The sequence below is a fragment of the Halegenticoccus tardaugens genome, from assembly GCF_004116405.1.
GTDB classification, from domain to species: Archaea; Halobacteriota; Halobacteria; order Halobacteriales; family Haloferacaceae; genus Halegenticoccus; species Halegenticoccus tardaugens.
In genome coordinates this window covers 323,703-339,487 of record NZ_SDIC01000001.1, presented here as the reverse complement: position 1 = coordinate 339,487, position 15,785 = coordinate 323,703, and the positions used below count along the sequence as shown (strand labels likewise).

The window sequence follows — 15,785 nt, the reverse complement described above, 5'->3', positions numbered from 1 at the left end:
CGCCGGAGCGACGCCGTCCGTTCGAGTCCGTCGCCGCCGGAGGTGGCCCCGATGAACAAGGTCGAGCGGTGGAAGCAGGAGAAGCACCCGCTGGACGTCGTCGATGACGTTCGCGAGTACGCCGCGGAGGGGCTGACCTTCGACGAGATCGAGGCGCGCGCGGGCGACGGCGAGTGGGAGCGGCTGAAGTGGGCCGGGATGTACGCCCACGGGACGCACCGCGGGTACTTCATGCTGCGGACGAAGGTGCCCGGCGGCCGACTCACCCCGGAGCAGGCCGAAGTGATCGGCGAAGTGGCCGACGAGTACGCGACGGCCCCCGAGGAGTTCGGCGGCGACGAACAGAACCCGACCTGGGGCGACGCCTACCTCGACATCACCACGCGGCAGGACGTCCAGATGCACTGGATCGAGATCGAGGACGTGCCGGAGATCTGGGATCGCTACGACGCGGTCGGTCTCACGACGGTCCAGGGCTGCGGCGACGGCGCGCGGAACGTCCTCAGCTGCCCCGCCGCCGGCCTCGACGACCACGAGGCGTTCGACGCCCAGCCCGTCGTCGACGCCGTGTCGGACTTCTTCACCGGCAACCGCGAGTACGCGAATCTCCCCCGGAAGTTCAAGCTGACGATCACGGGGTGCCGGCGCGACTGCGCCCAGTCGCAGATCAACGACGTCGGGCTGGTTCCGGCGCGGAAGGTCGTCGACGGCGAGGTCTACTACGGTTTCCACGCGCGGGTCGGCGGCGGCCTCTCGGACGGGCCGCGGATGGCCTCGGCGCTCGACGCCTTCATCCGGCCGGAGGACGCCGTGGAGTTCTGCCGCGCCGTCGCCCAGACGTTCAAGGAGCTCGGCGACCGGCACAACCGCGGCGTCTGCCGGATGCGCTACCTCGTCCAGCAGCTGGGGCCCGAGGCGTTCGAGCGCGCGGTTCGGGACCGCTGTTCCGTCGACCTCCCGAGCGCCGGCGAGGACCTGACCACGGGGTACACTGGCGACCACGTCGGCGTCCACGACCAGCGCGAGGAGGGGCTCCGGTACGTCGGCTTCAACGTCGTCGCCGGGCGCATGGGCGGCGACGAGTTCGCCGCGGCCGCCCGCGCCGCGAGGGAGTACGGCACCGACGACTCCACGATCCGCCTCGCCACCGACCAGAACTTCCTCGTGACGCACGTCCCGGCGGGGAACGTCGACGCCCTCCTCGACGAGCCGTTCGCCCGCGAGTACGGCCACGATCCGGGGCCGTTCGCGCGCGGCGCCGTCGGCTGCACGGGGAGCGAGTTCTGCAACTACGGCATCATCGAGACGAAGCGGCGCGTCAAGCGCTGGGCCGAGGAGCTCGACCGCCGCATCGACGTGCCCGACGAGATCGAGGTCGTTCGGATGCACATGAGCGGCTGTTCGGCCTCCTGCGCCCAGCCGCAGATCGCGGACATAGGGTTCAGGGGCGAGACGGTGAAGCTGTCCGAGGACGCCCGGAGCACGAACGCGGAGGGCGACGCCATCGTCGAGGGGATGGACTTCGGACTCGGCGGCAGCCTCGGCTCGGACAATCGGTTCCTCGACTGGGTGGAGGCGGCGGTGCCGGCCGAGGCCGTCCTTCCGGCGCTCGAACAACTCTTCGCGGCCTACGCCGAGGAGCGCGACGAAGGCGAGCGGTTCTACGAGTGGTGCCGACGGGTCGACAACGACCGCCTGCGGGCGATCATGCGTCGGGCGGACGCCGCGGTTTCGAGGGGTGTCGCCGCCGATGACTGATCGCGACGAGCCGCTTCCGGGCGTTCCGTCGGTCAGGGAGGGCGTCGAGGGAGGCGACGGCGGCGAAGGGGACGGCCGCTGCGGGGCTGGCTGCACCTGCGGCGCGGACGACGGAGGCGGCGACCGTCGTATCGCGGCCGACGGCGGCGGCGCGGTCAACGTCCGCGACCGGAGCCTGGGACCGATCACGTTCACCCCGCCGGCCGAGGGGACGAGCCAGGACGTGGAGGAGGGAGATCCGACGGAGCGCGTCGGCCTCCCGGAGGGCGTCGACCTCGACACGCCGGGGTACGGCATCCGGCGGGAGATGAACGACGTCGAGACGCCGGACGGCAAGACTTGGTTCATGGAGCTCGACGCCGCCGTCATCGACGCTGACAGGTGCATCCAGTGCGGGACGTGCGTCGCCGCCTGCCCGTCGGACTCCATCGGCGTCGGCGACGACGACCTGCCGGAGCTCGTGAAGATGTGCACCGGCTGCTCGCTCTGCTGGGACTTCTGCCCCCGCGGCGGGCTCCGGTACGAGCGCCAGTGGAAGATCACCGGCGGCGACGACAACGTGACCGGGGCGGGCGACCCCATCACGGAGTTCTCGGCGAAGGTCACAGAGGAGTGGCGCGAGAACGCCCAGGACGGCGGGGTCGTCACGAGCATCCTCTGTCACCTGCTCGACGCCGGCGAGATCGACGGCGCGCTCGTCGCGACCGAGTCGGACGAGGAACCCTGGAAGGCCGAGAGCTTCCTGGCGACGACACCGGAGGAACTCGTCGAGAACGCCGGGAGCTTCTACAACCAGACGATGGCGCTCGGAGACCTCGACCCGGATCGATGGGCGCACAAGCTCCCCGACAAACCGGTCGAGGAGCTCAGCCTCGCCATCGTGGGGACGCCCTGCGAGATCGAGGGGATCCGCGCCCTGCGGGACTTCGACTGGGCGTACGGCTCCCAGGAGGCCGGCGTCCGCGCGATCGAGTACGCGATCGCGCTGATGTGCACGAAGAACTTCAACTACTACCGACTCATCGGCGAGCAGCTGGCGGAAAAGCGCGGCATCCTCCCGGAGGAGATCGGCAAGCTCGACGTGCTCCACGGGGAGATGCGCGTCTACGGCCGCGAGGGCGAAGAGCTGCTCGTCGAGGACGTCCGGAACTTCCACGGGGCCGCTCTCAAGGGCTGCGACGAGTGCGCCGACTTCACCGGCTACTGCGCCGACGTCACCGTCGGCTCGGTCGGCAGCGGCGACGAGTACTCGAGCGTCATCGTCCGGACCGAGAAGGGGCTGAAGGCGTGGAACCTCGCGGAGCCGGACCTCGACTACCACGACCTCGAAGACCGGAGCGCCGTCGGCGGCCTCCAGAGCTGGGACAAGAAGAAGGCGTTCGAATCGCTGAAACGGCCGTTCGACCCGGACGCCCCGCGGTTCGTCGAGTACACCGAGTTCGCAGAGCACTACGGAGCGCCTCTGAACCCGCACGAGGGCGACCACTGAGGGGCGGGCTGGCGGGGGACGACCCGGTCGATCGATCCGCGCGGCCCAAGCACTCTTGCATGAATTTCCCGTACTATTATACGTCGTTCATGTCAACGCAGATCGCTTCGGGCGCAGTCGAACCGGTGTTGTTGCAGCTACCCGGCTGGCTACCTGATTCGCAGACCGTAGTCGCGGACTTCGTCATCCCAGCCGCGCTCTTCGTCGTCACGCTGATCGCCGTCTCCCTCGTCGGGCGGGCGGTGCTCGTGCCGCTCGTCGGGCGGGTGCTCGACCGGCGCGGACACGACGCGACCGTCAAGTCGCTCGCGGAGAGCGTCGCGGGCGCGACCGTCTGGCTCCTCGCCGTCGCCGTGGCGTTCACCGTCGCCGGCTTCGGGGAAGTCATCGCCGCCTTCGGCGTCTTCGCCGGTGCCGTCGCGCTGGCGGTCGGCTTCGCCGCGCAGGACCTCCTCGGAAACTTCGTCGCCGGAATCTTCATCCTCAAGGACAGGCCGTTCGAGGTCGGCGACTGGATCGAACAGGGCGACGTCGTCGGGCGCGTCGAGGACGTCGACCTCCGGGTGACGCGGATCCGGACGTTCGACAACGAGCGCATCACGGTTCCGAACGGCGGTCTCGCCAACAATCCGCTGAAGAACCCCGTCGCCTACGACACGCTCAGACAGACGTTCGTCTTCGGCATCGGCTACGACGACGACATCGACCACGCCACGGAGGTCATCCTCGACGAGGCCGCGCGGACGGAGGGGATCCTCGACGACCCCGAACCGTCGGTGCGCGTCGTCGAACTCGCCGACTCCTACGTCGGCCTCCAGGCCCGGTTCTGGATCGCCGACCCGGGACGGGCCGACTTCGCGCGGATCCGCTCGGACTTCGTGCAGGCGGTCAAGGAGCGCTGCGACGCCGAGGCGATCGAGATGCCGTACCCGTTCCGCGAACTCACCGGCAGCGTCGAAATCGGGGGCGACCTCGACGCGAGCAGGACGGAGACGCCGGCCGACGACTGAACCGGCCCTCGGTCGTCCGCCTCCACCGGTCGGCTTCGGGTCCAGCGCCGGTCACTGAAATCGCTCAAGTAGCTCCTCGGGGATCCGCTTTCTGACGGCGGCGTACGCGGCCGAGATGACGAGTCCGACGACGACGATCGAGCGGACGACGCCGTCGAAGGCGAAAAGCGCCGGAATCGAGAGCGCCGCCGCGAGCAGGAGGTCCTCCGGCGCGCCGTCGTACCGGATCCACCGCTTCGGCGGGATCCACCGATCCTTCGGGTGGAGGTAGACGCCCTCGTCCGACGTGGCCTCCCACGGCCTGAGTTCGGGACCGCCGCCGAAGGCGTCCGAGACGGAGTGAACCGCCGCCGACAGGAAAAACAGGGCGACCGCGACCGTCGCCGGCCCGGGGCGGGCGAGCGCGAGCGCCGACGCCGAAAGCGCGGGGAGCCAGTAGTACGCCGGGAAGTGGAGCGTCCTGCGGTGGACGCCGACGAGGAGGTCGAGGTCGGGGAAGACCCCGCCGGCGACGGCGGCGAGCGCTCCGACGGCGGCGAGTTCGGGTGCGACCGCGACGAGCGGCAGCGCGAGGAGCAACCCGATCGCGGCGTGGGTCGTGACCATCACGGGGCGGTCGCCCTCCGGGATCGGACGCCCATCAGTCGTCCGCGCGCGCCGCGCCGTCCTCGCGCCGAGCGTCGTCGTCCCCGCGTCGGGCGGGTTCCAGCATCGGCGACCCGTCCGCCTTCGGGCCGAGCGTCGGACCGTACGGGCCGCCGTCGAGGTCGATCCGTCGGATCGTCCGGTAGTCCGTCGAGCGTTCGGCCGGCGGGCGGCCGACGGCGGCGATCATGTCGACGTAGTCGTCGAACGACCGGAACTCGCCGTACCGCCCGCCCGCGCGCTTCGTGATCTCCTCGGAGAGGATCGTCCCCATGAAGTCGTTCGCGCCGCAGTTGAGCAGCTTCAGCGCCTTCGCGTTCCCGTACTTCACCCACGAGGACTGGACGTTGTCGACGTTGTCGAGAAAGAGCCGCGAGACGGCGATCATCAGTTCGTCCTCGTCGTCGGACGCGCCGCCGGAGACGACCCCGCGCTCGTACAGCGGCGTGTTCTCGTGGACGAACGACAGCGGGACGAACTCCGTGATGCCGCCGGTGCGGTCCTGGAGGTCGCGGATCGCCTTCAGGTGCATGACGCGGTGCATCTCGTTTTCGACGTGGCCGTACATGATCGTCGCCGTCACGTCGAGGCCGGCGGCCACCGCCCCCTCCATCGCGTCGATCCACCCCCGCGTGTCGATCTTGCCGGGGCAGATCACGTCGCGAACCTCGTCGACGAGGATCTCGGCGGCCGTCCCGGGCGCGCTGTCGAGGCCGGCCGCCTTCAGCTCGCGGTACACCTCCTCGTAGGTCCAGTCGGTCCCCCGGCGGGCGTGGTACGCCTCCTCCGGCGTTATCGAGTGGAGGTGGACGCCGCCGACGGACATCGCCCGCATCTGCTCGACGTATGTCCCCGGATCCGTCTCGTACGCCTCGGGCGGCTTGTAGTTCAGATCCCTCTCGTCGGATTTCGCGCGCAGGATCTCGTGGTGCTCGTCGTTCAGCGCGAACGCGGGGTGGAGCCCGGAGACCGAACACACCTCGTAGATCCCCAGATCGAGCGCGTCCGCGACGATCGCGCGGGACTCCTCGGGCGTCTTCGTGAACCCGCCGTGGTCGCCTTCGTGGCCCGCCTCGAACTGGTGGGCGGTGTCCTTGAAGTTGCAGAACAGACAGCCGGTGTTGCAGGCCGTGGTGACGTTGTTGTTGAGGTTGGCGACGAACGTCACCTCCTCGCCGACGACCTCCGCGCGGCGGCGGTCGGCGGCCTCCAGCACCCGCTCCTTCCGGACCGGGTCGATGCCCTCAACGTCGGTGCCGGTCGCGAGGAGTTCGACGCCGTCCGCCACCGTGAGTCGTTCGCCGTTTCTTGCCTTTTCGAGGGCGTTCTCGAACGACTGGTCCGTTTCGGGGACGTGCTCGAAGGAGAGGGACGAGACGGCATCGTCGCCGTCGAGATCGGAGGACGAGACGGCTCTATCGCCGTCGAGATCGAGGGACGAGACGGAACCGTCGGCGTCGGTCATGGGGCCAACTCCCACGTCCGGCGGTAAAAAAGGGGACGATACCGGCGGTCCGCACGGCCGTCCCGACGGTCGCGTAGATTTATCCCCCGCACCCCCCTGTTCACGAGTAACACATGCCGCACGACTGTTCGTTCCTCGCCGACCTCGACCTCGCGGGTGACGCGTCGACCGGCGACTCCGACCTCGAAACCCGCGCCGGGGACTGGGGCACGCCGGACGAACGGCGCGTCCGCCCCGACGCGGTCGTCTGGCCGGCGTCGACGGCGGACGTGTCGGCGGTGCTCGCGGCCGCGACGGAGCGCGGCGTGCCCGTGACGCCCTACGCCGCCGGGACGGGGCTGGAGGGCAGCGCCACGCCGGTCCGCGGCGGGATCAGCCTCGACATGACCGGGATGGACGCAATCCTCGACGTGTGGCCCGAGGACCTCCAGATCGACGTGGAGCCGGGGGTCGTCGGCTCGGCGGTCGACGACGCGGTCGCCCGCCACGGCCTCTTCTTCCCGCCGCTGCCGTCGTCGGGCGAGTTCTCGACCGTCGGCGGGATGATCGCCACCGACGCGAGCGGGATGCGGACCGTGAAGTACGGCGAGGTGGCCGACTGGGTGCTCGAACTGGAGGCGGTGCTCGCGGACGGCTCCGTGATCACCGCAGGGAGCAAGGCCGCCAAAACGTCCAGCGGGTACAACCTGAAAGAGCTCGTCGTCGGGAGCGAGGGGACGCTCGCGGTGGTGACGCGGGCGACGCTCAGGCTCGCCGGCATTCCCGAGCAGATCCGCGCCGGGCGCGCCCTCTTTCCGACGCTCGACGACGCGACGGCCGCCGTCGCCGACGCGGTCACGTCGGGCGTCGACGTGGCGACGATCGAACTCCTCGACCGGACGGCGTCGCGGATGGCGAACGCCTACAGCGGCACCGACCTACCCGACGCGCCGACGGTCTTTCTGGAGTTCCACGCCGACCACGGCGTCGACGAGGAGATCGCCTTCTGCCGGTCGATCCTCGAGAGTCACGACGGAGAGCGGTTCGAACTCGCGAACGACGAGCGCGAGATGGCCGACCTCTGGCAGGCGCGAAAGGACCTCGCGTACGCGGTCGACTCGTGGGACCCGAACCTCCGGCCGCTGCACCCGGGCGACGTCACCGTCCCGATCAGCCGCTACGCCGAGATCGTCGGGTACGCGAAGGAACTCGCCGCCGAGCGCGACCTGCTCGTGCCGTGTTTCGGTCACGCCGGCGACGGGAACGTCCACTACACCGTGCTCGTCGACCCGGCCGACCCCGCCCACGTCGCGGTCGGCGAGGAGACGTACGCCGCGGTCGTGCGGCGGGCGATCGAACTCGGGGGGACCGCGACCGGCGAGCACGGGATCGGGATGGGAAAGCGCGAGTACCTCGTCGCGGAGCACGGCGAGGCGAGCGTCGAAGCGATGCGCGCCGTGAAGCGGGCGCTCGACCCGACGGACACGCTGAATCCGGGAAAGGTGTTCCCGGAGACGATCGACGGCGGACGCGTCCGGGAGGAACGGTGAGTCTCGGCGGCGAGCGCGAGGAACCCCGCCGCGACGCTGAGCGGACGAGTCGCGGGAGCGACGTCGAAAGCGAAGACGTGCGCGCGACGCGAACGCCGCGACGTGTGCGCCTTCCCGATCTGCCTCCAAAAGAGTCATTACGTCGACGGATAGATCGAGCCCCATGACCGGTCGCGGCCCCTCGCGCCGAGCGCTCCTCCGCCGCGCCGGGAGCGTGGCCGCCCTCGCGTCGCTCGCCGGGTGCTTCCGACCCGACGATCCCGGATCGTCGACGTCAACCGACCGGAGACCGACGGACGGGCGCACCGACTCGCCCGAGAACACCACGGAGCCCGCCCCCGACAAGCCCGATCCGACGACCCACGGGCGGCTGCGCTGGCACGTCGACGTCGGCGAGCGCGTCGGCCAGGAGCCGACCGTCGTCGACGGGACCGTGTACGTCGCCGGGACGGGACGCGTCTCGTCGGGCGGCGACGGCGGAGAAAACCGCCTCCTCGCGGTCGCCGCCGGAGACGGGAGCGAACGGTGGGCGTTCGACGCCGCCGTTCCGCCGGCGTCCTCGCCCGTCGTCGGCGGCGACGTCGTCTACGTCGTCGGCGGCGGATCGAACAGCGACGGCGGAAGCGGAACGAACGGCGGCGACGGCGGAACCGGAGCGAGCGACGCCGGCGGAAACGACGGGGGCGACAGCGGCGACGGTTCGAGCGAGGACGCCGGCGACTCGAACGAAGCCGGCGGAACCGACGCGAGACAGCGCCTGCTCGCGGTCGGTCGCGAGGGCGGCGAGGGGCGGTGGGAGGGGACCTTCGATCGTGGCGGGCCGCGGCTCGCGGTGCTCGGCGCGACCGACCGGAGCGCCTTCGTCGGCACGACCGACGGGCGGCCCGACGCGGAGGAAGAGCTGTTCGGCGTGCGCGCCGAGGGGGGGTACGTCCGGTGGCGGTGGCCGCTCGGCGACGCGGTCGAGGGAACCGTCGCCGACGGCACCCTCTACGCGGGGACGCCCGGCGGCCTGTACGCGCTGGCCGAACGCACCGGGGAGGCGCTGTGGGCGAAGGAGGGCGCGTCGGAGTACGCCGGGACGGAACCGCTGGTCGCCGACGACCTGCTCGTCGTCGGCTCTGAGGACGGCTCGGTCGTCGCGTTCGAGCGAGCGGACGGCGAGGAGCGCTGGCGGTACGCGGCGGCGTCGGAGGACGACGGCCCCGTCGCCGATCGCGCGCTCGCGGGCGGACGGCTCTTCTGTGCGACGGAGAGCGGGGCGCTCCTCGCGTTCGATCCGAGCGACGGGTCGGTCAGCTGGCGGGCCTCCGGCCCCGAAACCGCCGGCGCCGTGGTCGCGACCACCCGGAGCGCGTACGTCGCCGGCGGCCGCGAGCTGTTCGCGTTCGACGCCGAGGGCGGAACCGAGCGCTGGTCGGCGGAACTCGACTCGGAGGGCGTCGAGCCGCTCGTCGCGGGCGACGTTCCGCTCGCGGTGCTGCGGGACTCCGGGGCGCTGCTCGCGTTCGACGCCGACGGCGGCGAGCGGTGGCGGTTCGCCCCCGACGAGGGGCTCGCGGCGGTCGCGGCGGCTCCGTCCGGGGCCTACGTCGGCACCGACGCCGGCTACCTGTACGCGCTGGACGCCTGAGTCGGGGGCACCGGGATCTCCACCGTCGACGGCGCGCACCCGCCACCGCTGGCGTGGAGTGCGTTCTCGACGGCGACCGGGTTCGGATCAGTCGTGGACGAGCACGTCGAGCACGTCCGGTCCGGGCCGCGAGATCGCCTCCCGGACCGCGTCTTCGGTCTCGTCCGGCGACTCGATCAGCCGGCCGCGCGCGCCGTGGCTCTCGGCGTTCTTCGGGATGTCGACCGGCGGTTCGAAGTCCATGCCGACGAACTCGTAGTCGTCCTCGTCGCCGCCGAGGATCGAGAGCGCGTTGTCCTTCAGGATGCGGTAGTTCCGGTTGTCCGGGATCACGACCGTGAGGTCCACGCCGTACCGGGCGGCCGTGTAGAGGGTGTGGGGGTAGTAGAGGTACGAGCCGTCGCCGACGAAGCCGAGCACGTCGCGCGGCTCGTCGCGCTGCCCCTCCGCGATGGCCGCGCCGACGGCCGCCGGCAGGCCGTAACCGAGCCCGCCGCCCTTGTTCGAAATGAACCCCTCCGCCCGCATCGGCCACCGCGTCACGAGCGGGAAGCGCGAGGTTATCCCTTCGTCGACGACGAGGGCGTCGGACGCCGCCGCGCGGAGGGCGTCGGCCAACTCCGCCTTCGAGGCGCGCGGATCGTCCGGCGCGTCGCCCGTCCCCACGCTCGAAAGCCGCTCCTCGGCCGTCCGCCGCGCGGCGGCGACGCGCTCCAGCCGCGCCTCCCGCACCTCGTCGGGGAGGCGGTCGGCGACGCGTTCGGCCAGCTCCCCCAGCACCGCTCCGGGGTCGCCGAGGACCGCGACGTCCGCTGGCTGGTTCTTTCCGAGCTCCCAGGCGTCGTCGGAGACGTGGACGCACGTCGCCTCCGGCGGGACGATCGGATTCTCGCGGCGCGTCAGCGTCGTGTTCGTCGAGGTACCGACGAAGAGGAGCGTGTCCGCCTCCATGATCGTCGCGGCGAGGTCCTCGCTCGGGGGGATGTGCGACACCCACTGGTCGTGATCCGTCGGGAAGTTCACCTCGGCCGCCATGATCTCGCCGTGGACGCGCGCGCCAGCCGCCTCGGCGAGGTCGACCGCCGCGTCGACGGCGGCCGCGCCCGACCGGGCGACGCCGTCGCCGACGACCACCACCGGATCGTCCGCGTCGACGAGCGCGTCCGCCGCCCGCCCGATCTGGGTCGCGTCGCCGCGCCCCGCGGTCGGGATCGCGCCGAGCCGTTCGGGCTCGGCGTCGGTCTCGGCCATCATCACGTCGAGCGGCAGCCCGAGGAAGACGGGGCCGGTCGGCGGCGTGAGCGCGACGCGGAACGCGCGGCGGAGCATCGTCGGCAGCGCCCGCACGTCGAGCACCTCGTCGCTCCACTTGCAGAAGCGCTCCGCGAGGTGGACGAGGTCGCCGGAGAGGATCGGCTCCTCGTGGCGGAAGTCGGTGCTGTGGTTGCCGGCGGTGACCACGAGCGGCGCGCCCGCGACGCTCGCGCCGTAGAGGTTGCCGAGCCCGTGGGCCAGCCCGGGCGCGATGTGGAGGTTGACGACGCCGACCGGGAGGACGTCGGGGTCGCTGTGGCCGTGGTACCGTCGGGTGCTCGCGTAGCCCGCGGCCATCCCGACGGCGATGTCCTCGTGGAGCCCGAGGACGTAGTCGAGGTCGCCGTCCGCGAGCGCGGTCACCACCGGCAGCTCCGTCGTGCCGGGGTTGCCGAAGACGTGCGTGACGCCGTAGCGTTCGAGGGCGTCGACGAACAGGTCCGCGCCGGTGTAGGTGGTGTCTTTCATCCGTCGTGGTATCGTCCGGGAGGGGCGTCAATCATCGGGTACCCACCCCCGCTTAGCGGTTCTCGGGGGCGAGAGTTTCGACGGTCCGTTCGCGGAGGTCCTCGGCCTGCATCGGCACGACGACGATCGGCTCGTCGACGGCGTCGAGGGCGGCGATCTCGCTGAACCGCTCGCGGGCTCCGTCGGGGGTTCCGGCGACGCCGAGCGCGTCGACCATCTCCGCCGTGACCGCAGCTTTAGCCGCCGCCCGGTCGCCCGCCCGCCACGCCTCGGCCACCCGATCGGCCTCGTCGGGGAACGCTTCCGCAACCGCCCGCCGGTACCCCTCGCCGCTGCCGACGTAGTAGGCGAGGTGGCCGCGGACGGCCGCGCGCGCCTCCTCGGGATCGTCGCTCACCGCCGCTGGGACGTAGGGTGCGACGGCGATCCCGTCGGGGTCGCGGCCGGCCTCCCGGGCGGCGTTGGCGACGGTCTCGAACGCGTCGCCGAGCGCCGAGAAGGGGACGTTGTGCGGGATCCAGCCGTCGGCGACGCGGCCCGTCATGCGGCGCGCCGCCGGACCGAGCGCGGCGACGTAGATCGGGACCTCGGCGTCCAGCGGCGGGAAGTCCGCGACGGAAAAGAGCTCGCCGTCGTACTCGACGCGCCCCTCGCCGCGCGTGAACGCCCGGACGAGTTCCGCCGTCTCGTGAATGCGGCGCACCGGGCGGTCGTACTCGGAGCCGTGGAGGTCCTCGATCGCCTTCGGCGTGCTCGCGCCGAGCCCGAGCCTGACGGGGCCGTCGGCGACGGAATCGAGCGTTGCGGCCGCCGCGGCGAGCGTCGCCGGCGAGCGCGAGTAGACGTTGACGATGGCGGTCCCGAGCGCCGCCTCGTCGACGCGCGCCGCGATCGCCGCGAGCTGGACGAACGCGTCCGCGCCCCACAGCTCGCCGAGCCAGAGCGCGTCGTACCCCAGCTCCTCCGCCCGGACGGCCGTCTCGACCGGGGCCGCGCGTTCCCCCTCGGGGAGCAGGAGGCCGCGCCTCATTCGTCGCCCACCCCCTCCGACGGGACCAGAAACGAACGGAGGTGGTCGCGGTAGGCGTCCGGTCGGTCCTCGACGACCCAGTGGTACGCCCCGTCGAGGGCGACGAGGTCGGCGTCGCCGGTGAGGTCCGCGGCCAGCCGCTCCGCGTAGGAGATCGGCTGGAGCACGTCCTCGGCCCCCCAGAGCAGCAGCGCGTCGGCCGTGATCGCCGCGTAGTCGAGTTCGGTCGTGTGGTTCGTGTTCGTCGCGACGGCAGCGCGCGACAGCGCGGTGCGGCCCTCGGGCGACAGCCACGGCGCTTTCATCCCCTCGACGAACGTCTCGTTCGGCTCGTCCGCGTACAGGCCGTCCTCGAAGACGAAGTCGAGCTTTCCGTTCAGTTCGGCGTCTTCCCACGATTCGACCGTCCCGGGGACGCCGAGCCCGCTCACGAACTCGACGGGCCACGAGTCGTAACAGACCGCGTTCGAGAGCACGAGCTCGCGGACCGCCTCGGGTTCGTGCGCCGCGTAGCGCAGGGCGACGCCGCCGCCGATGTCGTGGCCGACGAGCGAGACTGACTCGGCGCCGAGCCGGTCGAGCAGCCCCGCGAGCATCGCCTCCTGCGCGCGGATCGACCGGTCGAAGCCGTCCCGCATCTCGGAGTTGCCGTAGCCGAGGAGGTCGGGCGCGACGACGCGCCGCTCGTCCGCCACCGCGTCGACGACGTCGCGCCAGAGGAACGACCACGTCGGGATGCCGTGGAGGAACACGACCGGCGGGCCGTCGTTCTCGCGGCCGGCCTCGTAGTAGGCCACCCGGAGGTCGTCGTGCCCGTCGACCGCGGCCGTCGTCGTCTCCTGCGCCGACGACCACTCGCGGTAGTCGGTCATCGCGCGATCACCCCGCGGTCCGCCGCCGGGCGCGCTCGAGAGGTGCGTGCTGGCATGGGTCGAGGATGGCGGGCCGACGTGAAGTAGTCTGGGGCGGGAGGCGCGAGGGGAACCGAGTGGGCGGACGATCGGCGAACCGCGGTTCGGCTCTCACCCTCCCTCGCCGCCGCCGAACGCATGGAGGCCGCGCCCGTCGGTCGCGAAGACGCGCCCATCCGAAACAGCGGGCGAGGTGTGCGTCCCCGCGCCGCCGCCCCACGTGTCGTCCTCCGCGCCAGGGTCGAGGCCGACGACGGTCTGATCGATCGTCCCGAGGACGACCGTATCGCCGACGACGGCCGGGGAGGACCGAACGTCCGCGCGCAGGCCGTGTCGGCCCGTCCGCCAGCGCTCCTCGCCGCTCTCGGCGTCGAGTTCGACGAGGTCGAAGCCGGCGGTCGCGTAGACCGACCCTTCTGCGACCGCCGGGGAGGTCCAGCACCCGCTTTCGTTCCGCCGCCAGCGCTCCTCGCCCGAGTCCGCCGCGAACGCCCGAACGCCCGCCCCCACGCCCGTCGCGTACACCGTCCCCCCGCTCACCGCCGGGGACGCCCGCATCCGCGGGAGGGGCGCGCGCCACAGCTCGGTGCCGTCGTTCGCGTCGACGGCGAGGACGCCCCGCTCTCCCGGAACGTACGCCGCGTCGCCGTCCACGGCGACGGAGAGGCCCTCACAGACGTCGTAGTCGACGCCCGAAATCGACCCGTGGATCGACCGCCGCCAGCGCTCCTCCCCGTCGTCCGCCGAGAGGGCGACCGCGGCGTCGCTCGTCGTCACGAAGACGGTCCCGTCGGCGACGGTCGGGGCGAACGCGGCGTCGTCGCCGACGGTCGCCTCCCAGGTCGGTTCCCGGATTTCGGCGTCTCCGTCCGCCTCGAACGCGCTCACGACGGCGTCGCCGTCGCCGTGTCGGTCGTCGTGCGCGACGAAGACGACGCCGTCGGCCGCGGCGGGCGCGCCGGCGGGAGTGCCGGAGAGGGGTGCGCGCCACTCGGGCGTCCCGTCGTCGGCGTCGACGGACTGTAGCCCTCGATCGGCCGACGCGACGTACGCGCTCCCCCCGGCGACGACGGGGGAGGTGTACGGGAACGAGAGCCCCTCGACCGTCCACTCGGGGGTGTCGGACGTCGGGGAGAGCGTCGCGTCGGGGACGTACCCGGCGTGGCGGCTGTCGTAGCCGAGCGTCGGCCAGTCGTGCTTCGGGGCGGGCGTCGCCTGGAGGAGACTCGTACAGCCGCTGAGAGCGACCGTGCCGCAGAGGGCGAGGAAGGTTCGGCGACCGTGTTCGGGGGCGGTCATGGCGAACGATTAGTTCACGGACACTTGTTTTTTTGCTTTCCATAACGTATGATACGATAGCGGTGAATCCCCGTTCATCGGTATCGCGAGACAACCCACGAACGTGTACATTACTTGCAGTCGATGCGGAGGGAACCGGCACGGAAGTGAAAGATTCATGCCGCCCCCGGACGCCACGGGAGGTATGACCAGCGTCAAGGAGTTCCGGATCGAGGCGGAGCCGACCGAGACGGAACTCGGCCGCGGGCGCTTCGTCTTCACCGACGACTACTCCGTGTTCGACTGGGGGACGATGCCCGACGAGATCCCGGGGAAGGGCGCGAGCCTCTGTACGATGGGCGCGTTCAACTTCGAGCTCCTGGATCTGAATCACGTGCCCACCCACTACCGCGGCGTCGTCGAGGACGGCGAAGTGAAGGAGCTCGGCGAGGCGACGGAGCCGCCGCGTGAGATGACGATCGACCTCGTGCGGGCGCCGAACCTCCGGTACAACGCGGGCTACGACTACGACGCGTTCTACGAGGCGGTCGGAAACAACTACCTGATCCCCCTCGAAATCGTCTTCCGCAACACCGTCCCCGTCGGGTCGAGCCTCAGAAAGCGCGCCGATCCCGCCGACGTCGGCCTCGATTTCGACGAGTGGCCGACGGAGGCGGTCGACCTCCCCGAGCCGATCGTCGAGTTCTCCACGAAGTTCGAGGAACAGGACCGCTATCTCGCCCGCGAGGAGGCGGACGAGATCGCCGGAGCGGCCGACATCGATCGGCTCGAAGAGCTCGCGCTCGCGGTGAACCACATCCTGACCGAGCGGGCGGCGCGGGCGGGCCTCGTCCACGAGGACGGCAAGATCGAGTGTCTCTACCACGACGGCTCGATCGAGGTCGCGGACGTGGTCGGCACGTTCGACGAGAACCGCTTCAGCTACGACGGCCAGGAGGTCTCGAAGGAAGTCGTCCGCCAGTACTACGGGCGCGAACAGCCCGACTGGGTCGAGGCGGTCGCGGCGGCGAAGGTCGAGGCCGACGACCGCGGGATCGCGGACTGGCGCGACCTCTGCGGGACGGAACCGACGGCGCTCCCCGACCCCGTCGTCCGGGCGGTCGCGGACCTCTACGCGGCGGGCGCGAACGCCTACACCGAAAGCGAGTGGTTCGACGCGCCCGAGATCGAGGAGGCCGTCGACGCGGTCCGGGATCTGTAGGGAAAAGGGATTTGTCGGACCGGCGAATCCGGG

The 15,785-nt window shown here is 71.4% G+C and carries 12 protein-coding genes; 6 read left to right on the top strand and 6 right to left on the bottom strand.

Annotated elements, in window-relative coordinates; translation table 11 throughout:
• Nucleotides 1-51: 51 nt before the first annotated feature.
• The 3 genes from C3L37_RS01755 (at nt 52) to C3L37_RS01745 (ending at nt 4,257) form a co-directional block, all read left to right on the top strand.
• Nucleotides 52-1,758 (top strand): nitrite/sulfite reductase, encoded by a 1,707-nt coding sequence (locus C3L37_RS01755; RefSeq protein WP_129112895.1) that lies wholly within the window; start codon nt 52-54, stop codon nt 1,756-1,758.
• Nucleotides 1,751-3,247 carry a Coenzyme F420 hydrogenase/dehydrogenase, beta subunit C-terminal domain gene (locus tag C3L37_RS01750; protein WP_129112894.1) on the top strand — a complete coding sequence of 499 codons (1,497 nt, stop codon included), beginning with the start codon at nt 1,751-1,753 and terminating at the stop codon, nt 3,245-3,247. The genes C3L37_RS01755 and C3L37_RS01750 overlap by 8 nt, the downstream gene beginning before the upstream one ends.
• Before the next feature lie 89 nt (nt 3,248-3,336).
• Nucleotides 3,337-4,257, top strand: coding sequence for a mechanosensitive ion channel family protein (locus C3L37_RS01745; RefSeq protein WP_129112893.1), 921 nt, complete (start codon nt 3,337-3,339; stop codon nt 4,255-4,257).
• A gap of 51 nt (nt 4,258-4,308) precedes the next feature.
• Here the strand turns inward: C3L37_RS01745 and C3L37_RS01740 are convergent, their stop codons facing one another.
• Complete coding sequence (locus tag C3L37_RS01740; protein ID WP_129112892.1) at nt 4,309-4,866, bottom strand: metal-dependent hydrolase; 558 nt, start codon at nt 4,864-4,866, stop codon at nt 4,309-4,311.
• Between the two features lie 31 nt (nt 4,867-4,897).
• Nucleotides 4,898-6,367 (bottom strand): 7,8-didemethyl-8-hydroxy-5-deazariboflavin synthase subunit CofH, encoded by a 1,470-nt coding sequence (gene cofH, locus C3L37_RS01735; RefSeq protein ID WP_129112891.1) that lies wholly within the window; start codon nt 6,365-6,367, stop codon nt 4,898-4,900.
• 113 nt (nt 6,368-6,480) lie between these two features.
• On the opposite strand from cofH, the gene C3L37_RS01730 reads away from it, so the two are divergent.
• Nucleotides 6,481-7,896, top strand: coding sequence for an FAD-binding oxidoreductase (locus tag C3L37_RS01730; protein ID WP_129112890.1), 1,416 nt, complete (start codon nt 6,481-6,483; stop codon nt 7,894-7,896).
• A 163-nt stretch (nt 7,897-8,059) separates the two neighbouring features.
• Entirely contained in the window at nt 8,060-9,529 is a 1,470-nt protein-coding gene (locus C3L37_RS01725) for an outer membrane protein assembly factor BamB family protein (protein WP_129112889.1), read from the top strand.
• Between the two features lie 87 nt (nt 9,530-9,616).
• On the opposite strand, the gene C3L37_RS01720 is transcribed toward C3L37_RS01725, so the two are convergent.
• The 4 genes from C3L37_RS01720 to C3L37_RS01705 form a co-directional block, all read right to left on the bottom strand.
• Nucleotides 9,617-11,311 (bottom strand): thiamine pyrophosphate-binding protein, encoded by a 1,695-nt coding sequence (locus C3L37_RS01720; RefSeq protein WP_129112888.1) that lies wholly within the window; start codon nt 11,309-11,311, stop codon nt 9,617-9,619.
• 52 nt (nt 11,312-11,363) lie between these two features.
• Nucleotides 11,364-12,341 (bottom strand): LLM class flavin-dependent oxidoreductase, encoded by a 978-nt coding sequence (locus C3L37_RS01715; RefSeq protein ID WP_129112887.1) that lies wholly within the window; start codon nt 12,339-12,341, stop codon nt 11,364-11,366.
• Nucleotides 12,338-13,213: an alpha/beta fold hydrolase gene (locus tag C3L37_RS01710; protein ID WP_129112886.1), complete on the bottom strand. Its 876-nt coding sequence runs from the start codon at nt 13,211-13,213 to the stop codon at nt 12,338-12,340. Before C3L37_RS01710 ends, C3L37_RS01715 begins: the two co-directional genes overlap by 4 nt.
• Nucleotides 13,214-13,363: 150 nt before the next feature.
• The gene (locus C3L37_RS01705) at nt 13,364-14,551 is read right to left on the bottom strand and encodes an outer membrane protein assembly factor BamB family protein (protein WP_129112885.1); all 1,188 of its coding nucleotides are present in this window, start codon (nt 14,549-14,551) and stop codon (nt 13,364-13,366) included.
• Between the two features lie 184 nt (nt 14,552-14,735).
• On the opposite strand from C3L37_RS01705, the gene C3L37_RS01700 reads away from it, so the two are divergent.
• Nucleotides 14,736-15,752 (top strand): phosphoribosylaminoimidazolesuccinocarboxamide synthase, encoded by a 1,017-nt coding sequence (locus C3L37_RS01700; RefSeq protein ID WP_129112884.1) that lies wholly within the window; start codon nt 14,736-14,738, stop codon nt 15,750-15,752.
• Nucleotides 15,753-15,785 lie beyond the last annotated feature (33 nt).